The sequence below is a fragment of the Oryzifoliimicrobium ureilyticum genome, from assembly GCF_037199735.1.
GTDB classification, from domain to species: Bacteria; Pseudomonadota; Alphaproteobacteria; order Rhizobiales; family Rhizobiaceae; genus Rhizobium; species Rhizobium ureilyticus.
Map to the genome: position 1 here is coordinate 128,812 of NZ_JBBBVQ010000005.1, position 23,055 is coordinate 151,866.

The 23,055-nt window shown below is 56.9% G+C and carries 21 protein-coding genes and 2 riboswitches; of the genes, 11 read left to right on the top strand and 10 right to left on the bottom strand.

The window, feature by feature from the left end; all coding sequences use genetic code 11:
• On the bottom strand, positions 1-1,272 hold the full coding sequence (gene mtaB / locus VQ830_RS09255) for a tRNA (N(6)-L-threonylcarbamoyladenosine(37)-C(2))-methylthiotransferase MtaB (RefSeq protein ID WP_337267810.1): 1,272 nt from the start codon (positions 1,270-1,272) through the stop codon (positions 1-3).
• Positions 1,269-2,174, bottom strand: coding sequence for a diaminopimelate epimerase (gene dapF / locus VQ830_RS09260; RefSeq protein WP_337267811.1), 906 nt, complete (start codon positions 2,172-2,174; stop codon positions 1,269-1,271). Before dapF ends, mtaB begins: the two co-directional genes overlap by 4 nt.
• 371 nt (positions 2,175-2,545) lie before the next feature.
• Here dapF and ffh point away from each other — a divergent pair, with 371 nt between their 5' ends.
• From ffh to rplS, 6 genes are all read left to right on the top strand, one after another.
• Positions 2,546-4,117 (top strand): signal recognition particle protein, encoded by a 1,572-nt coding sequence (gene ffh / locus VQ830_RS09265; RefSeq protein WP_337267812.1) that lies wholly within the window; start codon positions 2,546-2,548, stop codon positions 4,115-4,117.
• 12 nt (positions 4,118-4,129) lie between these two features.
• Positions 4,130-4,450, top strand: a complete 321-nt coding sequence (locus tag VQ830_RS09270; protein WP_337267813.1) for a chorismate mutase — start codon at positions 4,130-4,132, stop codon at positions 4,448-4,450.
• 28 nt (positions 4,451-4,478) lie between these two features.
• Positions 4,479-4,835, top strand: coding sequence for a 30S ribosomal protein S16 (rpsP, locus tag VQ830_RS09275; RefSeq protein WP_337267814.1), 357 nt, complete (start codon positions 4,479-4,481; stop codon positions 4,833-4,835).
• A 116-nt stretch (positions 4,836-4,951) separates the two neighbouring features.
• Positions 4,952-5,530 carry a ribosome maturation factor RimM gene (rimM, locus tag VQ830_RS09280; RefSeq protein WP_337267815.1) on the top strand — a complete coding sequence of 193 codons (579 nt, stop codon included), beginning with the start codon at positions 4,952-4,954 and terminating at the stop codon, positions 5,528-5,530.
• Positions 5,531-5,540: 10 nt separating this feature from the next.
• On the top strand, positions 5,541-6,281 hold the full coding sequence (gene trmD / locus VQ830_RS09285) for a tRNA (guanosine(37)-N1)-methyltransferase TrmD (RefSeq protein ID WP_337267816.1): 741 nt from the start codon (positions 5,541-5,543) through the stop codon (positions 6,279-6,281).
• A 180-nt stretch (positions 6,282-6,461) separates the two neighbouring features.
• The gene (rplS, locus tag VQ830_RS09290; RefSeq protein WP_337267817.1) at positions 6,462-6,971 is read left to right on the top strand and encodes a 50S ribosomal protein L19; all 510 of its coding nucleotides are present in this window, start codon (positions 6,462-6,464) and stop codon (positions 6,969-6,971) included.
• 96 nt (positions 6,972-7,067) lie between these two features.
• On the opposite strand, the gene nagA is transcribed toward rplS, so the two are convergent.
• From nagA to metA, 5 genes are all read right to left on the bottom strand, one after another.
• Positions 7,068-8,219: an N-acetylglucosamine-6-phosphate deacetylase gene (nagA, locus tag VQ830_RS09295; protein ID WP_337267818.1), complete on the bottom strand. Its 1,152-nt coding sequence runs from the start codon at positions 8,217-8,219 to the stop codon at positions 7,068-7,070.
• Complete coding sequence (locus VQ830_RS09300) at positions 8,219-9,250, bottom strand: SIS domain-containing protein (RefSeq protein WP_337267819.1); 1,032 nt, start codon at positions 9,248-9,250, stop codon at positions 8,219-8,221. The genes nagA and VQ830_RS09300 overlap by 1 nt, the downstream gene beginning before the upstream one ends.
• Complete coding sequence (locus VQ830_RS09305) at positions 9,247-10,014, bottom strand: GntR family transcriptional regulator (protein ID WP_337267820.1); 768 nt, start codon at positions 10,012-10,014, stop codon at positions 9,247-9,249. Before VQ830_RS09305 ends, VQ830_RS09300 begins: the two co-directional genes overlap by 4 nt.
• A 61-nt stretch (positions 10,015-10,075) precedes the next feature.
• The gene (locus VQ830_RS09310; protein ID WP_337267821.1) at positions 10,076-11,095 is read right to left on the bottom strand and encodes an aldose epimerase family protein; all 1,020 of its coding nucleotides are present in this window, start codon (positions 11,093-11,095) and stop codon (positions 10,076-10,078) included.
• A gap of 125 nt (positions 11,096-11,220) precedes the next feature.
• Positions 11,221-12,150: a homoserine O-acetyltransferase MetA gene (gene metA / locus VQ830_RS09315; RefSeq protein ID WP_337267822.1), complete on the bottom strand. Its 930-nt coding sequence runs from the start codon at positions 12,148-12,150 to the stop codon at positions 11,221-11,223.
• A gap of 33 nt (positions 12,151-12,183) precedes the next feature.
• A riboswitch (SAM riboswitch) is annotated at positions 12,184-12,261 on the bottom strand.
• A 142-nt stretch (positions 12,262-12,403) separates the two neighbouring features.
• Here metA and VQ830_RS09320 point away from each other — a divergent pair.
• A complete protein-coding gene (locus tag VQ830_RS09320; protein ID WP_337267823.1) occupies positions 12,404-14,224 on the top strand; it encodes an ABC transporter ATP-binding protein/permease in 1,821 nt (606 codons plus the stop codon).
• Between the two features lie 190 nt (positions 14,225-14,414).
• On the opposite strand, the gene VQ830_RS09325 is transcribed toward VQ830_RS09320, so the two are convergent.
• The 3 genes from VQ830_RS09325 to VQ830_RS09335 all read right to left on the bottom strand — a co-directional run bounded on the left by VQ830_RS09325 (position 14,415) and on the right by VQ830_RS09335 (position 17,688).
• Positions 14,415-16,235, bottom strand: a complete 1,821-nt coding sequence (locus tag VQ830_RS09325) for an ABC-F family ATP-binding cassette domain-containing protein (protein WP_337267824.1) — start codon at positions 16,233-16,235, stop codon at positions 14,415-14,417.
• A 3-nt stretch (positions 16,236-16,238) separates the two neighbouring features.
• Entirely contained in the window at positions 16,239-16,889 is a 651-nt protein-coding gene (locus VQ830_RS09330; RefSeq protein WP_337267825.1) for a thiamine diphosphokinase, read from the bottom strand.
• A gap of 274 nt (positions 16,890-17,163) precedes the next feature.
• Positions 17,164-17,688, bottom strand: coding sequence for a MarR family winged helix-turn-helix transcriptional regulator (locus tag VQ830_RS09335; RefSeq protein WP_337267826.1), 525 nt, complete (start codon positions 17,686-17,688; stop codon positions 17,164-17,166).
• Positions 17,689-17,802: 114 nt separating this feature from the next.
• On the opposite strand from VQ830_RS09335, the gene VQ830_RS09340 reads away from it, so the two are divergent.
• From VQ830_RS09340 to VQ830_RS09355, 4 genes are all read left to right on the top strand, one after another.
• Positions 17,803-19,317: an MDR family MFS transporter gene (locus tag VQ830_RS09340; protein WP_337267827.1), complete on the top strand. Its 1,515-nt coding sequence runs from the start codon at positions 17,803-17,805 to the stop codon at positions 19,315-19,317.
• A gap of 54 nt (positions 19,318-19,371) precedes the next feature.
• Positions 19,372-19,483, top strand: a riboswitch (TPP riboswitch).
• 39 nt (positions 19,484-19,522) lie between these two features.
• Positions 19,523-20,548 (top strand): thiamine ABC transporter substrate binding subunit, encoded by a 1,026-nt coding sequence (gene thiB / locus VQ830_RS09345; protein ID WP_337267828.1) that lies wholly within the window; start codon positions 19,523-19,525, stop codon positions 20,546-20,548.
• On the top strand, positions 20,548-22,194 hold the full coding sequence (gene thiP / locus VQ830_RS09350; protein WP_337267923.1) for a thiamine/thiamine pyrophosphate ABC transporter permease: 1,647 nt from the start codon (positions 20,548-20,550) through the stop codon (positions 22,192-22,194). Before thiB ends, thiP begins: the two co-directional genes overlap by 1 nt.
• Entirely contained in the window at positions 22,184-22,897 is a 714-nt protein-coding gene (locus VQ830_RS09355; protein ID WP_337267829.1) for a thiamine ABC transporter ATP-binding protein, read from the top strand. Before thiP ends, VQ830_RS09355 begins: the two co-directional genes overlap by 11 nt.
• Positions 22,898-23,055: the final 158 nt, after the last annotated feature.

Sequence of the window (23,055 nt, forward strand, 5' to 3'; positions counted from 1 at the left end):
TCAGGCGGCCTTGGCCACCGGTTGCATGGCGAGATGCATGCCGTCATGGCCCGTGATGCGCACGGTCAGCAAGCTGCGAGGCTTGAGCCCCGGCGCTGCGGCAAGTGTGAAATTTTCGGTATGCGCCAAGCCATTGTTCTCGACGAGAACGACTTGCTCGGTGCCGACCATCTTGTCGAGATGCGACTGATATAGCTGTTGTCCAGCGGAACGCAAACGGCCAGCACGTTCTTTGATTGCCGAGCGGTCGAGCTGCGGCATGCGTGCTGCCGGCGTGCCCGGTCGCGGACTATAGGGGAAAACATGCAGGTGTGCGATCTCGGCCTCTTGTGCGAGGCGAACCGCGTTGGCGAACATCTCTTCGGTTTCCGTCGGGAAGCCCGCGATCATATCCGCACCAAAACTCATCTGCGGGCGCAAGGCTCGGGCTTTTTCGACAAAATCGAGTGCGTCGGCGCGGCTGTGGCGGCGCTTCATCCTTTTCAGGATCATGTCATCGCCATGCTGCAGCGAAAGATGCAGGTGAGGCATGAAACGAGCCTCGTCGGCAATTAAATCGAACAGATGATGGTCAGCTTCAATGCCGTCGATGGAAGACAGGCGCAATCTCTTGATATCGGGAATCTGCTTCAGAAGCGTTTTTGCAAGCTGACCAAGCGAAGGCTGGCCGGGAAGGTCGGCTCCGTAACTGGTTGCATCGACCCCCGTCAGGACGATTTCGCAGTAACCGGCCTCGGCCAATTGCCGAGCCTGATCCACGACCGCGCCCATCGGCACCGACCTGGAATTGCCACGGCCGTAAGGGATGATGCAGAAGGTACAGCGATGATCGCAGCCGTTTTGAACTTGAATGAAGGCTCGCACATGGCCATCGATGTGGCGGATCATTTGCGGGGCAGTCGCACGAACGCTCATGATATCGTTGACGCGCAACTTTTCTTCTGCAGAGACACCGAAATCCGGCAGAGCCCGGTAAGAGGTCGCCTTCAGCTTTTCCTCATTGCCAAGAACCGCATCGACTTCCGGCATGGCAGCAAAAACGTCTGCCTCCGTTTGTGCGGCGCAGCCCGTCACGATGATCCGCGCGTGCGGGTTTTCACGGCGAACCCGCCGGATCGCCTGACGCGCCTGTCGCACCGCTTCGCCGGTAACGGCACAGGTATTGACCAGAACCGCGTTGTTAAGTCCGGCTTTCTCGGCCTCGCCCTTCATGACTTCCGATTCATAAGTATTGAGCCGGCAGCCGAATGTGATGACCTCGACGCCGCTCACAGGGCAATCGCTCCCTCGGCTGTATCTGCCTGCCACTCGCCTGTGACGGGATCAACGTGGCCGGACCATTCCCATTCCGCAGGTCCGGTCATGACGACCCGGTCATCATTCTCGCGCCACTCGATCGTCAGCATTCCCCTGTTGGGGCTGCTGGCAACCGTTACCTCGACCTTGCGACCGGTGCGTCCCGTCCTTGCGGCGGAAACGGCTGCGGCGCAGGCGGCCGAACCGCAGGCGAGTGTCAGGCCAGCGCCCCGTTCCCAGGTTCGTGTCGTCATCTGGTGCTTCGAATTGATCTGCGCCAAGGTGATATTGGCGCGCTCGGGAAAGATCGGGTGGTTTTCCAGGAGCGGACCGAAGCGCTCCAAGTCGTAGGACATCACATCCTTATCAACCCAGAACACGGCGTGAGGATTTCCCATGGACATGGCAGAAGGCGAATGAAGTGCTGGTGCATCGATCGGACCAATTTGCAGTTCAATGCGGCTCGTATCGTGAAATTCTTCTGCAAGTGGGATCTTGTTCCAATCGAAGACGGGGCGGCCCATATCGACGGAGATCGTCGCGTCGTTGTGTTCCACCGCATTGAGAATCCCCGCGACGGTCTGAAAGGTGAAGACCTTGCGGCCGGTTTCGGCCGATAAAGCCTGGACCACGCAACGCGTACCGTTGCCGCATGCCTGTGCCTTCGAGCCGTCGCAGTTCAAGATATCGATATAGGCGTCGGTGCCTTCCAGCTTAGGATCATGAATGGCCATGATCTGATCGAAGGATGTTTTCGGATCGGCGGCGAGCGTGCGCGCAGCGTCAGGGGTGATCCGATCCGGCCGCCCCCGCATGTCGATCACGAGAATCTTGTTGCCAAGCCCGTTCATCTTGGCGAATTCGACCATTGTAGCCATCGGTCACGCATTCCTTGTCTTCGCGCTGTATATGGCCGAAAGTGGCGTCAATTGCCAGTGTCTCATTATCTCTTGACCAGGAAGCTGCCTTGGCGCGGTCTTTCCGAGGTCCACTGCACTTGTGGCGCTGAAAAGCGAACCGTCGTGAAAGCACACTGCTTTGCTTGACTTTCGCACAACTTTCCTGTTTAAGCCGCGCAATCTGCGACGAGCTTTAGACTCCGAGCCGCCGACCGGAACCCTTGGAATCCGGAGGTCAACACCCGACAGCGCGATGCGCCCTCGGGTGCTTTTTGGCTTTGCGTCTTGTTTTCGTCAAAGAAAAGCACGACGTTTCCGGCACTCCCGAAAAACGTAGCAAGGAAGAAGTGATGTTTGAGAACCTCCAGGACCGTCTTGGTTCCATTTTGAATGGACTGACAGGCCGCGGCTCGCTTTCGGAAGCAGATGTTTCCGCAGCGCTCCGGGAGGTTCGGCGCGCGCTTCTGGAAGCCGACGTGGCTCTGGATGTCGTGCGCTCCTTCACCGACAAAGTTCGAGAAAAAGCCGTCGGCGCCGAGATCCTCAAGTCCATCAAGCCGGGCCAGATGGTCGTCAAGATCGTTCATGACGAGCTTGTAGACATGTTGGGCGGCGAAGGTGTGGGGATAGACCTGCATGCTCCGGCGCCTGTCGTCGTGATGATGGTCGGTCTTCAAGGTTCCGGTAAAACGACGACTTCGGCAAAGATCGCTAACCGGCTGACGACGCGCGAGAAGAAAAAGGTTTTGATGGCGTCGCTCGATACGCGCCGTCCGGCTGCGCAAGAGCAGCTTCGCCAGCTCGGCGTCCAGACCAATATCGATACGCTGCCGATTATCGCCGGCCAATCTCCCACCGATATTGCGGCGCGCGCCGTGCAGGCTGCCAAACTAGGCGGACATGATGTCGTCATTCTCGATACGGCAGGCCGCACGCATATCGACGAGCCCTTGATGGTCGAAATGGCCGACATCAAGAAGAAGGCCAACCCGCATGAAATTCTTCTGGTTGCCGACTCCCTGACGGGTCAGGACGCCGTTAATCTGGCGCGTAACTTCGATGAGCGTGTCGGGATCACCGGTCTCGTCCTCACCCGTATGGATGGTGATGGCCGCGGCGGTGCAGCGCTTTCCATGCGTGCCGTGACCGGTAAACCGATCAAGCTGATTGGTACGGGCGAAAAAATGTCGGAACTGGATGAATTTCATCCGCGCCGCATCGCAGACCGCATCCTTGGCATGGGCGACATTGTCTCGCTGGTCGAACGGGCCGCCGAAACGATCGATGCCGAAAAAGCCAAGGCCATGGCCGAGAAGATGGCCAAAGGCAAATTCGACCTTAACGATCTCGCTGATCAGCTTCGCCAAATGCAGAAGATGGGCGGCATGGGCGGTATCATGGGTCTGATGCCCGGCATGGGGGGCATGAAGGACAAACTCTCTGCTGCCGGCCTGGACGACAAGCTTTTCAAGCGCCAGCTCGCCATCATTTCGTCGATGACGCGGCAAGAGCGCTCCAATCCAGATCTACTCAAGCATTCGCGCAAGAAGCGCATCGCTGCAGGCTCCGGCACGGACGCATCCGACATCAACAAGCTTCTCAAAATGCACCGCCAGATGGCCGACATGATGAAAATGATGGGCGGCAAGGGCAAAGGCGGCATGATGAAGCAGATGATGGGCGGTCTTGCCGGCAAGATGGGGCTTGGAGGAATGGGCGGCATGGGGGGCATGCCGGATCTTTCCAACATCGACCCTAAGCAGCTTGAAGCGCTGCAAAAGCAAGCCGAAGCGGCTGGCCTCGGCAAGCCGGGTGCAGGTCTTCCTGGCCTTGGCAGCGGCTTGCCTGGATTAGGCGGCGCGAAACTTCCTGGCCTCGGGGGAGGCTTTCCGGGATTGCCCGGTTTGCCGAAGAAGAAGTAAGGATATGATTTCATGAACGAAATTGATATTAAGGCACAACTTTCTTCCTATCGCCAGTCCATCGATAACATCGATGCCGCTCTCGTTCACCTTCTCGCCGAACGCTTCCGTTGCACAAAGGAAGTTGGCGTCTTGAAGGCGACATACAAATTGCCGCCGGCTGATCCGGCGCGCGAAGAATTTCAGATTGCACGCCTGCGCCGCCTTGCGGTCGACGCCAATCTGGACCCGGATTTTGCTGAGAAGTTCCTAAACTTCATCATCAAGGAAGTGATCCGACATCATGAGCAGATTGCAGCAGACCATGCTGCGTCAAAGGAAAAGACCGCTTAAGCGGTCAAGCTAACCAAGGAGTATAACTATGTCCCTGAAAATTCGTCTCGCCCGCGGTGGCTCCAAGAAGCGTCCGTACTACCATATCGTTATTGCCGACGCCCGTTCGCCGCGCGATGGCCGCTTCCTGGAAAAGGTCGGTTCTTGGAACCCGATGCTGCCGAAGGAAGATGCAAAGCGCATCGAAATGAATGCTGACCGCATCAAGCATTGGCTCGACAACGGCGCTCAGCCGACCGATCGCGTTCTGCGTTTCCTCAACGATGCTGGCCTTGCACAGCGCGAAGCTCGCAACAATCCGGACAAGGCAAAGCCGGGCAAGAAGGCTCAGGAGCGTGCCGCTGAGCGCGCTCAGAAGGCTGCTGACGCTGCCGCTGCAGAGTAATTTAGAATTTTAGAAGATTGCGATGCGGGCGGTATGGCGACATGCCGCCCGCATCCGTTTTCATCTGAGATCGCTTTCTTTATGATTGTCGGCAACCGGTTCGGATACAGGACGCTATGACCAAACTTGAAAATCCCGTCTTGATGGCAACGATTGGTGCGGCTCAGGGCATTCGCGGCGAAGTTCGCGTGAAACCATACACCGCCGATCCGTTGGCGCTGGGCGATTACGAGCTTCTTTATGCTCAAGATGGCCGTAGCTTCGAAATTCTCGAGCTGCGCGAAATGCGGAACATGCTGGTCGTGCGGTTTCGCGGTATCAATGATCGTAATGCTGCAGAAGCATTGAACGGCATCGAGCTTTACGTCGAAAGGGACAATCTGCCGGATGAAGAGCTCGAGGAAGACGAATTTTTTTATGCTGATCTTGAGGGGCTGGAAGCCTTCGACAGCGAAGGTGTGAGTTACGGTAAGGTTACGGCCGTCTTTGATTTCGGGGCGGGCGATCTCTTGGAATTGAAGGGGCCGGGCAAGAGGCCTGCGCTGATCCCTTTCTCTGAAGCTTCGGTACTGGTTATCGATCTTGAGGCGGGGCGGATCACGATCGATCCGGTTGCCGCCGGTCTTATCAATGATGACGACGATGAGGAGGGGTCTGAACCCTTTTCATCGAACCATCCTAAAAAGAAGAAATGAGAGGCTTTCGATGGCTTTCAAAGCCACGGTGCTGACCCTTTATCCCGAAATGTTTCCCGGACATCTTGGCTCGTCCCTTTCCGGGCGTGCGCTTGAACGCGGGCTCTGGCAAATCGAAACCGTGCAGATCAGGGACTTTGCCGAAGATCGCCATCGCACCGTAGACGACACGCCGGCCGGAGGCGGAGCGGGCATGGTCCTGCGGCCTGATATCCTGGCCAAGGCGATCGACAGCGTCGCCGCTTCAGGCGATCATCGCCCCCGCTTTCTGATGAGCCCGCGCGGTACGCCTCTGACCCAAGAAAAGGTCCGAAGGATTGCCGAAGGTGAAGGCGCCGTCATTGTCTGCGGGCGGTTTGAAGGGGTAGACCAGCGCGTCATCGAGGCACGGGAGCTCGAAGAAGTTTCCATCGGGGACTATATCTTGTCGGGCGGCGAACCGGCCGCTTTGATTCTGCTGGACGCGGTCGTTCGCGTTTTGCCTGGTGTGATGGGCAATGATTTGTCTGGCCAGCACGAAAGCTTCGAGACAGGTTTGCTGGAGCATCCGCATTATACACGGCCGCAGGAATGGGAGGGCCGCTCTATTCCAGCGGTTCTAACATCCGGCAATCACCGTGCGATCGAAAAGTGGCGGCATGAGCAGGCACTTGCCCTGACGCAGCAGAGACGGCCCGAGCTTCTTTCCAGCGAAGACCCTTATGCCGAGCTGCTCGGCGTGAAAAATGCACGCAAGCGCGTTGAAAAATAGCGCTTGAGGGGTGACAAAGTCGGATCATTCGTGTAAGAGCGCACGCGGAAATGGGTCAAACCCAGTCCGTCAGCAAAAAAGAATGGTGAATCCGCTCCCGCCCACAAGGGCAATGTCCGGAGGCATAAGCCAAAGGATCTGTGTTGAGCGCTCTGGCTGTTTCAGAAGAAGGTAGAGACGATGAATATCATCCAGCAGCTTGAGGCCGAACAGGTCGCCAAGATTGAAGCACAGCGCAAGCTTCCAGAATTTTCACCAGGTGATACGGTTCGCGTTAACGTTCGCGTTAAGGAAGGCAATCGTACCCGCGTTCAGGCCTATGAAGGCGTTTGCATTGCTCGTTCCGGCGGTGGCCTGAATGAGAGCTTCACGGTCCGCAAGATTTCTTACGGCGAAGGCGTAGAGCGCGTTTTCCCAATCTGCTCGCCTGCCGTTGAAAGCGTCGAAGTCGTTCGTCGCGGTAAGGTTCGTCGTGCGAAGCTTTACTACCTGCGCGACCGTCGCGGTAAGTCTGCTCGTATCGTTGAAAACACCGGCACACGCGCTCGTAAGCTGAACGAAGCTGAGCGTCAGTCCGTGGCCGAGGAGAAGGCACGCATCGAGGCTGAAAAGGTCGCAGCAGCACAGGCTCTCGCCGCTGAAAAGGCCGCAGCCGAAGCAGCTTCCTCTGCAGAGAACGCAGCAGAATAAGATCTGCGATCCATCTATTGAAAAAAGGCGGTCTTTACGGCCGCCTTTTTTGTTGCGCGAGCACGTCCAAGCCCGCTTTACGTTTTGATCGCTCTCTCAGAGAAGAGTGCCGGCACGCCAGGTCGCCTTCGCCTCCAATTTATCGGAGAGATGAACAAGGTCGGCGCGCATTCCCGGCCGCAGAAAGCCCCGATCAGCAAGACGAAGGAATGCCGCGGGATAGGCGCTCGCCATCCTCAAAGCTTCGGCAAGGGACAAATCCAGATAGGTAAGGCCGTAACGAATGGCCGCCGTCATATCGATATCCGCGCCGGCCAAGGTACCGTCGGCCAGGACCAGTTTGGAGCAGAAGTCGCCTTCCTGCCGGCGCACAGTCCGACCGTTCAGCGTGAAACTGTCCTGTTCCGATCCCACAAGGGACATCGCGTCGGTCACGAAGAAGAGCTTGCCTTCGCCCTGCTTGGCGCGCAGCGCAATCCTCATCGTCTTGCGATCGACATGATGCCCATCCGCAATGATGCCGCACCATATTGAAGGATGATCGAGAGCCGTGCCGGCCAACCCCGGCGCGCGATGACCGATCTGGCTCATGGCGTTGAAAAGATGGGTCACGCCGCGCGCTCCGGCGGCAAAGGCCGCCTCGGCTTGTTCGGCGTTCGCGTCCGAATGACCGATACTGACGATGACGCCGGCCTCCGATAGCGCCCGGATCTGGGTTGGCGTCACCTGTTCGGCGGCCATCGTTACCATCAACGTGCCAATCGCCTGCCGAGCGTCCACGAGTTGCCTCACATCGGCATCCTCGACCGGCCGCATTAGCTCTGCGACATGCGCGCCTTTTCTGGCGGGAGCAAGATGAGGGCCTTCCAGATGAAGGCCCGCCACGCCGCGGTCGGTTTTAACCGCGTCTTTGGCGGCCGCGATCGCTTCCTTCGTTGCTGTCGACGTATCGGTAATCAAGGTCGGCAGGAGGCTGGTCGTGCCATAGGGACTATGGCCATCCGCAATGATGAACATCGACTCGGGAGACGGCGCGTCGTTCAACATCCGACCACCGCCACCATTCACCTGGGCATCGATGAAGCCTGGCGCTAGAACGCCACCCTCAAGCTTCACCATCTTGCCTTCAGGAAGTGCTTCGCCAGCAACGATGGCTTCGATCCGACCGTCGCGGACGATCAGCGCTTTGCCGTCGTGAAAATGGTCTCCGTCAAAAATGCGACTTCCGAGGAAGATCGTACGGCTCATCAGACGGTCTCCGTCACTTTCAGAAGATTAGCCGGCTTGTCCGGATCGAAGCCTTTGCGGCGCGTCACGGACTCAATGATCCGGTAGTAGACGAGGAGCGAGACGAGCGGATCGAGCAAGGTGTTGCCTGTGGTCGTGGATTGAAGTCCGAGGCCCGTTGAAGGCCTTGTCGAAAGCGAGATAACAGATGCTCCAAGCTTTTCGAGATGCGCGAGGGCGGCTGCGTTGTTTTCATAGGCCGCATCTTCCGGCGTAAAGGCGATGATGGGAAAGCCTCGGTCGATGAGACGCATCGGACCGTGCATGAGCTCGGCGAGGGAGAAGGCCTCCGCATGAAGACCGGCAGTTTCTTTAGACTTCAAGGCAGCTTCGAGTGCGATCGCGAAAGCAGGTCCGCGGCCGGAAATATAAAGGGAGCTTGCCTGAAGAAGTCTGTCTTCGGCAGCCGCAGTTTCCAGGCCGGACGTCGAGCTTAGAGCGTCCGGTAGCTTTCGCAGGGCGCTAGCTAGATCTTGATCCCCGCTGACGGCCGCCGTCACGCCCGCAAGAGCTGCCGCGGAGGCGATAAATGATTTGGTTGCAGCGACGCTGCGCTCAGGGCCGGCACAGATATCAAGCACGATGTCTGCCTGTCTGGCGAGAGGGCTATCGGTGACGTTCACGACTGCAATGGTCGTTGCACCGCCCTTCTTCGCCGTTTCCTGAAGGGCAACGATATCCGGGCTTGCGCCCGATTGGGACACGGTGAAATGAACCCCGTTCTTCAACTGAAGAGGCGCCCCATAGACCGAGGCGATGGAGGGCCCGATCGATGCGACCGGAATACCGCACTTGATCTCGAACAGATATTTAAAAAAGGTGGCGGCATGGTCTGATGAGCCGCGCGCAGCCGTGCTGACAACGGAAGGTTTGATATCTGCAAAGAGCTTTGCGATCGAGGCGAAAGTAGACGTCTCTTTCTCAAGCAGGCCGGCAACCACGCTTGGGGACTGGCCCGCTTCTTCCAACATGAGGGATTTGACGTCGCTCATCCATTATCTCCGAGTTTGAGTTCAGTGATGAAGTCATAGGCGTCACCGCGAAAATGCGAGCGCGTGTATTCAACGACCCGCTGGTCCACCAGGCGCGAGATCTGTTCGATGAGAAGCGCGGGTGCGCCAGGTTCTACTTCCAGCAGCCTGGCAGAAGATCGATCGAGTACAACAGCTGTTAGCCGCTGTGCGGCTTTGACAGGCCGGTGGCCGAATGCGGCCAGTGCCTCGTAGAGCGATCCTTCGCCTGCAGCTCGGCCGCCCAGGAATTTGAGAGGAACAACAGCGCGCTCGATGGCAAGTGGGCGACCATCTGCGAGGCGAAGACGATCAAGGCGCAGCACCTCTTCCGATGGTTCCAGGCCCATCAGAAAGGCTTCCTCTGGGGTTGGATTATTGATGGCGCGTGAAAGTACCTTTGCGACAGGCGTTTGCCCGCGTGAGCGCATTTCGGCGGAAAAGGAGGAAAGACGCCAGAGCGGATGCTCGATCTTCTCGGCTTGTGCGACAACGGAGGTGCCGCTGCCTTGCCGACTTTCCAAAATTCCTGCTGCAATGAGGTCGCGGTAAGCCGAACGAACGGTGACGCGCGCAAGGTCAAGGCCTTCAGCCAGATCGCGTTCTGCCGGCAGGCTTGTGCCCGGTTTGAGTAAACCTTCCTGAACAAGGCCAAGCAGTGCTGCAGACAGACGTTTATAAAGCGGCCCGGACGATAGATCGCCCACGCGCCGCTTTAATTCAGCAAAAAGACTGGTCCTATCCATAGGCCCACATTAAGACCTATTTAGAACCTTTTCGCAAGTGGTCTTGTTCAGCCGGCCGGTGTTAGGTCTTTGAGAAGATATAATCGGTCTGCTGACGCAAAACTTCACCAGTGTGGATCACAGCCTCCGGAAAGCCCGCCTGATTGATGGCATCCGGCCAGATTTGTGTTTCCAAGCAAAAGCCTGAATAAGGTTGGTAGCTCTGCCCGTCCAACCCGGTCACAGGGACGGCAATCTTGAAGCCGCTATAAAATTGCACGCCAGGCTCAGTCGTGCGCACTTCCATCGAAACGCCCGAGCGAGCGCCTCGCGCCATTGCGACAGAGCGCTTGGCGACCCTTTTCGGCGATAGGCAGAAATTGTGGTCGTAAGGGAGCTGAGCGCCATTCTCCATCTGCCGGATCGGTCTTGATTGCCGAAAGTCGAACGGCGTGCCTTCCACGCTGCGAATTTCGCCGGTTGGGATCTGCGCGTCATTGGTCGGCAAATAAGCATCAGCTGCGATCATCAACTGGTGATCGAGGATATCGCCCTGTCCGTCAAGATTGAAATAGGCATGCTGGCACACATTGGCGATGGTCGGTGCGTCGGTTGTGGTTTCATAGGTAATGGAGAGATCGCCATCTTTGCGCAGCCGGAAAGTGGCTTGGATCGTGCAGTTTCCGGGGTAACCGGCTCGACCTGCCGGATCGACGATCTTCAGAACCAGGCTGTCCTTTTCATGCTCGACGATCGTCCAGACACGCTTTGCTATCCCATCGCTGCCGCCGTGAAGGTGCGTTTGGCCATTTTCATTCAGCTCGAGTTGATAGGTCGTGCCATCCAGTTCGAAGCGACCGCCGGCAATACGATTGGCGCAGCGGCCAGGCGTCGCGCCAAAATAGGGCGAGTGGCGCTCGTAGCTCGCAAAATCCTCGAAGCCCAGAGTAAGGGGCGCATCATGGCCCTCCAGCCGCAGATCCTGAATGACGGCACCCCAGGTGAGAATTTTTGCGGTCAGACCTCCGCCGGAAATCGAAACGCGATGGACGGCCTCCCCTGCTGCCGTTGTTCCGAAATGTTCCCGCGTTGGTTTCTCCATGCTGATCTCCTCTATGTCATGCATACCGTTCGAGACGGAACCTGCGCTTCTTCTTTCGAAACTTCAACGGTCGGCGCGCGACAGTATCGCCGACGCGTGAAGCTGTTACGACGGTAATTCCGACTTCAATCGTGGTGCTGCTTGCCGATCGCATCCAGCTCGTAGGGCGTAGTCTGGTACATTTCATTGATCCAGTTGCCGAAGAGAAGATGGGCATGACTGCGCCAACGGTTCTGCGGCGGGATCGAAGTGTCGTTATGCGGGAAATAATTGATCGGCATTTTGATCGGCACGCCCGCGTCGACGTCGCGGAAATACTCGTCCGCCAACGACGTCGAGTCATATTCGACGTGGTTGAACATATAAAGGCGCCGTCCCTTGATCTCGTGCACCAGACATACGCCAACCTCTGGCGATTCCATGAGGATTTCCAGTTCAGGCACTTTCTCGATATCGGCGCGCCGAACCTCCGTCCAACGGGAGACGGGAACTTCGAAATTATCCGAAAAGCCGTTGAGATAGATGGATGAAGGCTTCAAGTTGCGGTGGCGGTAGACACCAAAGGCCTTTTCCGAAAGCTCGTATTTGGGGACTTTATGGAAATGGTAGATCGCTGCCATCGCCCCCCAACAGACATTCATCGTCGAGTGGACATTGGTCGTCGTCCAGTCGAAGATCTGCTGCATTTCATCCCAATAATTGACGTCTTCATAAGGCAGCGTCTCGATTGGCGCGCCGGTAATAATGAAGCCGTCGAACTTGCGATGCTTTACTTCTTCCCAGGTCTCATAGAATGCCAGGAGATGTTCTTCTGACGTATTCTTGGCCTTGTGGTTGCTGATTCGGATCAGCGAAAGCTCGACCTGCAGCGGCGTTGCGCCCACGAGCCGCGCCATCTGCAGCTCCGTCTTGATCTTGTTCGGCATGAGGTTCAGCAGGCCGATCTGCAGGGGTCTGATGTCCTGACGGATCGCGGCCGTTTCGCTCATGACGCGAACGCCCTCTTGAACGAGGGTCTGGAATGCAGGCAAAGTATCGGGAATCTTGATGGGCATTGCGGTTACTCATCTGAAACGACAAATATCGCCACCGGTCCGCACGCGGCCCTTTAGCGATTTTTTTAACGTGGCTGCAAGCCGGCCGGCCAAATCACCACAGGAATATTGTTGATATAGCGACTCAACATCCGAATCAATCCATGTTTGTCTTGCGGATCGGGCGCCCATCCATCCGTCGATGCGTGACCTGTCTATGACTGAAGGCTCGTGATAGATAGTCGTCTTGTCGCCAACCCTATGGAAGTGCGTAATGAGAGATGAAGACAGAGGCAGCGGGGATGACACGCGCCAGCCGAAGCCCATCGCCGAGATCGGTTTGTTCGACCGCTTGAAGATCATGTTTGCCGCATTCTGGGCGTCTGAGGTCCGTTTCCGGATCCTTACTCTCGGAACGGTTCTCATTGTTGTCATTCTCGCCACGGCCTATGCTACCGTCATTCTCAATCGCTGGAACGCGCCTTTTTACGATGCGATAGCGCGACGCGATCTTCCGTCATTCTTTCATCAGTTGAAGATCTTTGCGTTCATTGCTGGCGGACTTTTATTATTGAACGTCCTGCAGTCCTGGCTCAACCAGATGACTGCGCTCTATATGCGCGAGGGCCTAACGCGCGATCTCGTCGATCAATGGCTGAGGCGCAAGCGTGCGATTCGTTTGGCTGCCAGCGGTCTCATCGGTGTCAATCCGGATCAGCGTCTTCATGAGGACGCTCGTAACCTTGCTGAGAGCACGACCAGCCTGTTGATTGGTCTTATCCAGGCAACCATCCTGCTCGTCAGTTTCACCGGTGTACTCTGGGAGCTTTCCAGCGGCTTCATCTTCAATCTCGCCGGTCACCATTTTTCCATCCCCGGCTATATGGTTTGGGCTGCCATCTTCTATGCGGCATCGGCTTCCGTTCTTAGCAAGGTGGTGGGTCGCAGATTGGTCCCGCTCAATGCAGATCGCTTTTCCAAGGAAGCCGAGCTGCGATTTTCCTTGATGCATGCCAATGAGAATATGCCTGCTATTGCGCTGGCTCGCGGCGAAGACAATGAGAGGCGGCGGATCGATACCGATATCAGCTCCGTCCTGAAGGTGATGAAGTCTCTGGCGCTTGCCAATACCAATCTGACTTGGGTTTCGGCCGGCTATGGCTGGCTGGTGGTTGTCATTCCTATCATCGTCGCGGCCCCAGCCTACTTTTCCAGCAATCTCACATTCGGCCAGCTCATGATGTCGGTCGGGGCGTTTACTCAGGTGAATACAGCGTTGCGCTGGTATGTCTCGAATTTCGGACCGATCGCGGAATGGCGTGCCACGCTGATGCGCGTCACGGATTTCCGAAAGGCCTTGACAGAGATGGACGCTGATCAGCCGCTGAAGGACGCCATCCAGTACGATACGAACGAGGGCGACAAGCTCGAAGCCGATCATCTGCGCGTATCCTCAAAAATATACGAAGCTGTCGACACATGCGGCGGCGCCTATTTGGTGGAGAACAAGGTCACCATCAATCAAGGTGACAAGATCATGATCGAGGCGGATCATAGCGAGAATCGCAAGCTGGTCTTTAACGCGCTGGCAGGTCTTTGGCCTTTCGGTAGCGGCCGGCTAGCCTTGCCGCCCGCTGAGGACATGGCATTTCTCGCGGAGCAAGCTTATGTTCCCGGAGGGTCTTTGCGCGAGGCGCTTGCTTTCCCGCAGAGCGCCAATGCCTATCAGCAGGCCGATATTGAGAACGCTTTGCGTAAGTCGGGTCTCGACAACCTCATAGCACGGCTTGATGTGGTTGCCCGATGGGACAAAATGCTCAACGCAGATGAGCATAAAGCGATCGCCTTTGCCCGGCTGCTCTTGTCCAAGCCACGCTGGATCGTCTTTGACGAAACGCTCGATAGTCTCGAGCCTGAACGTCAGTCCGTCATGATGTCGCTGCTTGGCGGCCTTCCCGAGTCAACGATGATCTATATGGGCCGCTCGACGGCTTTCGCGGAGACTTTCAAGCCTCGCATTCTGCATCTCCAATCATTGCAGCCGGCAACACAGGCAAAGCAGAGTGCGCCGCGGGAGACCGCGCCGGCGATTTGATCGCTTCGGTAGAGCCCCCGGAGGGCCGGTTGGATCGCCGGCCCTGAAACCAATCGAGCTTGCAGTGTGGCCCAGTAAGAGAACAATCTTTCTTTTAGCGTTCTGTCAGGCGAAGCGATCAGCTTAGGATACGCTTTTGATTGAAGGCGTGTTGGGTCAGCTCAAGCGAGATCTTTGCGCTTAAGACGCGTCAGCCCTCAAGTTCCTCGCGGAGCATTTCCAGCTCGAGCCATTCCTCTTCCATTCGCGCCAGATCGGTACGCAATTTTTCAAGATCTCCGGCGATCCGATTGAAGCTGTTGGGATCGCGCGAAAACAGATTGGGATCAGCCATCTTTTCTTCCAGTGCCGCAATCTTCTTCTCGTTTTCGGCCATCTGCAGCGGGAGATTATCGAGCGCGAACTTCTGCTTGTACGACAGCTTGCCTTTGCCCTTCGCGTTGCTGGCCGAGGCTGTTTCAGTCTGTTTGGCGGGCTCTGCCTTCTCCGCTTTCTTGCGCTCGGCTGCTGCGCCTTTGCGCTGCGCGAGCATGTCACTGTAGCCACCGGCATATTCTATCCAGCGGCCATCGGGGGCTTCGGGCACGGCAGGCGCAATGGTGGACGTGACCGTGCGATCGAGAAAGTCGCGATCGTGACTGACGAGAATGACGGTGCCCGCATAGCCTGCGACGATCTCCTGCAGGAGATCGAGCGTTTCGATATCGAGATCGTTCGTCGGCTCGTCAAGGATCAGGAGGTTGGAGGGACGCGCCAACATTCTTGCCAGCATCATTCGCGCGCGCTCTCCGCCGGAAAGGTTGCGGATCGGCGTGCGCGCCTGCTCCGGCTGAAACAGGAAATCCTTGAGGTAGCCTGTGACATGGCGTTGCTCGCCATTGACGATCAGCGTTTCACCGCGTCCATCCGTCAGATAATTTGCGAGCGTATCATCCGTGTCCAGATCTTCGCGCTTCTGGTCCAGCGTCGCGATTTCCAGATTGGTGCCGAGTTTGATCGTGCCGGCATCGGGTTGCAGACTGCCAGTGAGCAGTTGGAGAAGCGTTGTCTTACCTGCGCCGTTGGGGCCGACCAGACCGATCCGATCGCCGCGATGCACGCGGATGGAGAAAGGCGCAATGATCTGGCGGTCTCCGAACGATTTCTCGATCCGTTCTGCCTCGATGACCAGTTTGCCGGATTCTTGCCCTTCCGTGACGGTCGCTAGTACGGTTCCTTGAGGACCGCGATGGCCGCGATACTGGGAACGCATGGTCTGGAGGTCACCCAGGCGTCGCATGTTGCGTTTGCGTCTGGCCGTGACACCGTAACGTAGCCAATGTTCTTCCCGCTCGATCGCTTTGCCGAGCTTATGCTGTTCGACCTCTTCTGCTTCCAGAACTTCATCGCGCCAGGCTTCAAAGGCGCCGAACCCCCTGTCCAGACGGCGCGAGAAGCCGCGATCCAGCCAGATCGTTGCGGTCGAAACCCGCTCAAGAAAGCGCCGGTCGTGCGAGATGACCACAAGCGCGCTGCGGCTTTTTTGCAGCTCGCCTTCCAGCCATTCGATCGTCGGCAGATCGAGATGGTTCGTCGGCTCGTCCAGCAGGAGAATATCCGGCTCGGGCGCCAGAACACGCGTCAGGGCAGCACGTCTTGCTTCCCCTCCGGAAAGGTTCTTGGGGTCCTCATCGCCTGTCAGCCCGAGATGCGACAGGAGGTACGTCACGCGGTAGGGATCATCGCTTGGACCAAGGCCCGCTTCTGCATAGGCACGAACGGTGGCGAAGCCAGCAAAATCGGGAGCCTGCTCCAGATAGCGGATGGTTGCTGAAGGGTGGCGAAAAACCTCTCCCGATTGGGGCTCGACGAACCCTGCGGCAATTTTAAGGAGGGTCGATTTGCCCGATCCATTGCGGCCGACGAGACAGATCCTGTCTCCAGGCTCCACCTGCATGTCCGCACCGGCCAACAGCGGCGTGCCGCCAAAGCTCAGGAAAATATTGTCCAGTTTCAGGATAGGAGGCGCCAAAAATTATACTCCGGAGAGGTCATAAGGTCGAGCAATCACTATAGCCCGACCATGTTTGAGGGTCAGCCGCACTTTACCCTCAGCCACGTTGGAAATGGTTCGCGACGAACCAAAGGGAAGGTTGAACATCGCCAGCGGATAGCGCGCGTTGTCAATCGAAAGCTTCTCAAGGGCACCAAATGCAACGACGGAAAAGAGACTTGTTGGCGGCAGATCAAGTTCGATAGCACCCTCCACCAGTGGAACGGCTTCCTCCTGTCCTGTGGTGACCAGAACCTCATAACCGTCTTCAGCAAGTTTGACCGCATAGGCAAGATGCTGCAGGGCGTGATCGGATCGTTCGCCACCCAGCGCACCTGCTAAAATCAGGCGGCGGGCACCCCTTGCGATGGCCGCACCAATCGCAATCTCTCCATCCGTCTCACCCTTGGCTGCGGGATAAGGCATACGCGGCACATCAGGAAAGGCAGCCTGAAGATCCTCGGAAGAGGAATCGAAATCGCCAACCCAAAGTTCAGGCACCAGCCCAAGGCTACCCGCATGACGAATACCACCATCCGCCGCAATAACACGGGTTTCAGCGACCGCAGCGCGAACGCGCTCTGTCGGTTCAAGCTCGCCGCCGAGCAGAATGGTGAATGCTGATAAGCTCATGGAGATGCCCATAGCGCAAAGCCAGGCAAAAAGAAAAGGGGCGCTGCCAAACAGGCAGACGCCCCGTAAAAGCTGGACCTGCGTCGCGCGCGAGGCGCATCCCGCATTCCAGCATCGGATAGGCGCCCCGACGCCCGTCCGAATTCAATCGCCGCAAGGAGCCTTCATCGTTGGCAGAGTAAGCTTTCGCCTCCCGTGAACGCTCGCCCTCTGTTGTCTCAACGGAATATAACGGATGTCGCGCAGACCCTGTTTGATCTTGGTCAAACAAATCTCATCTTTCGGAGGATTCGGCGATTTCTTTGCCGCGTGTCGAAATGACCTCTTCTAGGCCATTCATATAGCGCTCATAGAGGGCCGCAAAACGTTCGGTGTCCTGTTTAGGCCAATCTTTAACGATTTCCGAGACGACTGACAGTTTCTGCCTGCGCAGTTCCGAAAGCAGCTTCTGACCCTTCGCGGTCACCACAACAACGATGCGTCGCGCGTCGCTCTGCGATGCTTTCCGCCGGAGCACATTGCGATTCACCATATCCGAGACGATGCGGCTGGCCCTCGACGGATCTATCCGCAATGCCTCTGCCACGGTTCCCACGGTCACTTCACCTGTTTGCTCGGCGCGCACAACGGCGTGAAGCGCATCCAGATGCGAGACCTCAAGTTCCGGAGCGACGGTGCTGACAGCCAAGCGTGCAATGATCCGCCGTGCGGTCAGCAGCCGCATGCGGCTCATGCTCTCACCGATCGACTCGACGTATACTTCGAGGACGGGGCGTTCTTGAATATCTTCTTCTACCATGTTGTCAGCTTAGCAGAAGTGAAGGCGCAATAGAATATGCTGAGCGCAATTCCTTGATATTGACATTTATATGCTAAAAGCACATATCTGGACGATCTTATTGAGGTGCCACTCATGGACATGCAAGCCACCTTCCAACCGCTCGTTACCGACCCGCGGCGAAAGATCATACTCTTTCTGTTCTTGATGACGGCCATGTTCATGGCGACGCTCGACAACCAGATTGTCTCGACCGCCCTTCCAACCATTGTCGGAGAGTTCGGGCATATTGAGAGGTTTGGCTGGATCGGGTCTGCCTATCTTCTTTCTCTGAGTGCCGTCATGCCGCTTTATGGGAAGCTGGGTGATCTTTTCGGGCGCAAATATGTGATGATGACGGCGATCGCCATCTTCACTGTGGGCTCTGCGGTTTGCGGTCTAGCCGTTTCCATGGATACCCTCATTGCCGCTCGCGTGTTGCAGGGACTGGGCGGCGGCGGCATTATGGTATCGATTTTCTCCGTCAATGCCGATCTTTTCGAGCCTCGCGAGCGCGCGCGCTACCAAAGTTACTCCAGTTTGGTGCTGATGGCCTCTGGCGCAATCGGTCCGGTTCTCGGCGGCACGATGAGCGACTTGTTCGGCTGGCGCTCGATCTTCCTTGTCAATATTCCGATCGGGGTGATTGTCCTGCTCGGACTTGCCTGGATGCTGCCCTATCGCAAACCGCATCGGCGCCCCAAGATCGATTATGCCGGTGCTCTGCTTCTTGCGACCGTCACGACAAGTATCGTGATTGCAGCGGATGGATCGAGCCTCTTCGGCTCGCTGTTTTCCCCGCAGACCGCGATCGTCCTTGCCATCGGTATTGTTGCGGCAAGCCTTTGGGTTTTCGTGGAGCGGAAGGCAAGCGAACCCATTGTTCCCATTCCGCTTTTTCGAAATTCGACCTTTACGCTCCTCTTGATCATTTCGGTCATGAGCGGCGGCATTGCCATCGGGATGGCGAATTACTTTGCACTTTTCCTGCAGACGACGACGGGCCTGTCACCGTCTGCCGCTGGCGGCTTTTTCATCCTGTTGACGGGCGGGATTGTCTGCGGCTCCATTTCAGCCGGTCGCATTATTTCGCGGACAGGACGCTATAAACCCTTTGCCGTGGCAAGCTTGACCATCAGCACCTTCGCCTTTGCTGTGCTTAGCCAACTCCATTACGGCACGCCGGGTTGGGTTGTCGGGTTGCTGATGCTGCTGCATGGCATCGGCATTGGTTTGGCGCAGCAGGTCCCTGTGATCGGGGTGCAGAATGCTGCACCCGCACGCGATGTCGGTGCCGCAACCGGCTCTGTAACTCTGTCGCGGATGGGCGGTGCCTCGATCGCGATATCGATCTATGGGGCGATCATCGGCGCCTCTATCGGAGCAAGTCATGTTGTTCTGCCGGGAGCAGGACGGATCGAGGAATTGACGCCGAAAATGATGGCAGCGTTGCCGGAGGCCTCGAGGATCCTTGTGCAGGAGGCCTATGCCGCGGCGTTCTCGCCTCTTTTCATGACGTCCTGTGCCATGGGGCTGGTTGGTTTGATCGCTGCAATTATGCTGAAGCCTGTGCAGCTGCCGGGTATTGTGAAAGCTGCGCCGGCGGAGTGAGCCGTTCCTCGCTGCGGCTCTTGTCAGAAACGAACGGCAGCGATACATCATGACAGAGATCTAACGGGGTGCTCTTCTCCGAAAAGGAAGGGGCTGAGAGGCGCAAAGCCAACCCGCGGAACCTGATCCGGTTAAAACCGGCGGAGGGATTAGATGCGTGGCACTGGCCGCCCCTTTCTTCCGCACACAGTATAAGGGAAGGCGTATGCCGCAAGCTCCATTTTTTGTCAGGGCGCTTTCAGCTCTGGCGATCCTCACTACATCGCATGTGGTGGTTCACGCACAGACACCAGCCAAGGTGCTGACGATTTACACCTATGAGAGCTTCACCTCTGAATGGGGACCAGGTCCCAAGGTCAAAGCGGCGTTTGAAAAGACCTGCGACTGCACGGTGAACTTCGTTAGCGTCGCTGATGGCGTGGCTCTGTTGTCGCGCCTCAAACTGGAAGGGGCGAGTGGGAAGGCTGATCTCGCTCTTGGGCTCGACACCAATTTGGTCGAGGAAGCGCGCCGCACAGGATTGTTCGATAAAAGCGGCATCGACACGAGCGCACTCAAAGTGCCGGGCGGATTTTCCGATGATGTCTTTGTGCCCTATGACTACGGGCACTTTGCCGTCGTTTACGACACGCAAGCGATCAAGAGCCCGCCCAAGAGCCTGCACGAACTCGTGGAAGGCGATCCTTCGCAGAAGATCGTGATTGAAGATCCACGCACGTCCACACCCGGACTTGGTCTGCTGCTATGGGTTAAATCCGTCTATGGCGATAAAGCACCTGAAGCATGGGAAAAACTGAAGAAGCGCGTTCTGACCGTTACGCCTGGCTGGTCGGAAGCTTACGGACTTTTCACCAAGGGTGAAGCACCGATGGTGCTTTCCTACACGACGTCGCCTGCCTACCATATGGTCGCCGAGAAGACGGATCGCTATCAGGCTGCCGCTTTTTCCGAAGGACATTACATTCAAATTGAAGTCGCTGGCCTGATGAAGAACGCGCCGCATAAAGCCTTGGCCACCGATTTTCTCAAGTTCATGACCAGCACCGGCTTCCAGGACACCATTCCTACCAATAACTGGATGATGCCTGTCGCTGCGACATCGACACCGTTGCCTGACGCGTTCGGCAAGATCGTTCAGCCTTCGAAAACGTTCCTGATGGATCCGAAGACCGTTGCTGATAACCGGAAAGCCTGGATCGATGAGTGGCTTCAAGCCATGAGCTTGAATTGATGCTTCTGACGACGGCAGAACGCCGCGTTGCCATTGCCGGTGGGTCCGGCGTCCTCGCCGGCATCTCAATTTTCATCAGTTTTGCCGTCTTCATGCTTCTGTTCGCTACCGATGGCGAATGGAGTGCAATCTTCGCCGATCCCTACATTCTCAAGATCCTGCGCTTCACTTTGGCGCAGGCCATTTTATCGACGCTCTTATCGATCCTGCTTGGCCTGCCGGTGGCTCTTTCGCTCGCTCGTCAGCCTCATTTTCCAGGCAGAAGCTGGATTTTGCGGCTTATGGCGATTCCGATGGGATTACCTGCGCTGATCGGGGCACTTGGCCTGGTCGGCGTTTGGGGCCGGCAGGGATGGCTGAATGCAATCGTTCAACATGGACTTGGCCTCGAGCCCATCAGCATCTATGGCTTGGCGGGTATTCTGCTCGCGCACGTCTTTTTCAATCTGCCGCTCGCCTGCAGGCTGATGCTCGCCCAACTGGAAAGGACACCTGCCGAATATTGGCTGACCGCCGGCGTTCTCGGCATGTCGCCGTTTTCTGTCTTTCGGCTCATCGAGTGGCCGCTGCTGAAAAGGGTTTTACCGGGCATTGCAGGATTGATCTTCATGCTGTGTGCCGCCAGCTTCACCCTTGTCCTCATGCTGGGGGGAGGGCCGGCGGCAACCACGATTGAGGTGGCAATCTATCAAGCGCTTCGTTTTGACTTCGATCCCGCCCGTGCCGTTGCTCTATGTGTGTTGCAGGTCTGCATGACGGGTTTGATATTGGCTCTCATGCAGTTTTTTGCGGGAGCAGCTGAAGATGGCGTCACGGTTGGGAAGCGATTGAGGCGCCTGGACGGTCATTCGCAATCATCCAAGATCATTGACTCGTCGGTCATTTTGGCAGCCGTGCTGTTCATCGGCGCTCCTTTGCTATCGATCGTGATCAGCGGTTTGAAAGCTGATCTCATGCGGCTTGTCGGCGAGGCGCTCTTCTGGAGGGCTTTATCGATGAGCCTGACGATATCCTTTCTTTCGGCAATGTGCGCCTTGACGGTCAGCGTAACGCTCATTCATGCTCGCTTTGCAGCCTCGATCGGTGAACGCGCGCGCTTTGTGCCCCGGCTCCTGCTAGGAGGCGTCAGCCTTGGCTTGAATGCAGCATCATCCTTTGTGTTGCTGATCCCGCCGCTTGTCCTGGCAACGGGATGGTTCATGACCGTTCGGGCAGTCGGAGGCGATCTTGATCTTGCAGCGCCGCCAATCGTCATCCTCATCAATATGTTGATGGCATTACCCTTCGTCGTGCGTGTTCTGGAGCCAGCCTATGCCAGCCACAGGGCCCGCACCTTGAAGCTTACGGCGAGCCTTGGTCTGGTCGGAATAGCACGCCTGAGGCTGGTTGACTGGCCGTCGTTGCGAGGTCCATTGCTCATCGCCTTTTCTTTTGCCATGGCATTGTCGCTTGGCGATCTCGGTGCCGTTGCGCTATTCGGTTCGGACAGTTTCATAACGCTGCCTTGGCTGATCTTCAGCCAACTTGGTAATTATCGCAGTGACGACGCGCAAGGTTATGCATTCCTGCTGGCGATCTTGTGTCTTGCGCTGACGATGATCGGCACGCGCCGTGCGACAGTGCCCGGAGGTTCACATGGCCGATAGGGGTTGCGCTCTCGCATTGACGGATGTTCGCCTGTCACTGGGGAATAGAGACTTTTTCTTTGACGAGAGCTTTCCTGTGGGCGCAATCACGGCTGTCACGGGGCCTTCCGGTGGCGGTAAATCGACCCTTTTGAACCTGATAGCTGGGTTCGAGACACCTGCTTCGGGTAAAATCGAAATTGAGGGGCAGGATGTGACAGCTCGTCACCCTTCGCAACGGCCACTGTCTTTCGTGTTTCAAGACAACAACCTCTTTGCCCATCTCGACGTCTTCACAAATGTTAGCATCGGCATAACCTCGTCCTGGCGGTTGCGGCCGGACCAGCGACAAAAGATAAGCACTGCACTTGCAGCTGTTGGCTTGGCTGGCTTTGACAAGCGGCTGCCTTCGAGCCTTTCAGGAGGCGAGCGTCAAAGGGTGGCGTTCGCCAGAGCCCTGGTGCGGGGGAGGCCACTGCTTCTTCTTGACGAGCCTTTCGCATCGCTCGACCCAGGATTGAGAAGGGAAATGGCCGATCTGCTTCTTCTCCTTCATCGGGAAAGTGGTGCAACCATGCTCATTGTATCGCACGATCCGCAGGAAGTTGAGCATCTGGCCGAAAAGGTTGTGTTTGTCGATGAGGGAACGATCATTGATCGAGCGCTGATGAGGGATCGGCCCGCGTCGTGGAGCAGATCCGGCCTTGGGCGTTTCTTCGCTTAATTGCGATTTTCTTGAAGGTCGCGTCCATTTGCCTTAATTCCGGCCGCACAGCAGAAGATTAACATCTGCTTTAGGACGAATGTAATTTTAACGATGACCAAAAGTGCTGCTATGCAAAACCAATGGAAATCAGGTACTAAGGCGGCACAGAATGCGGC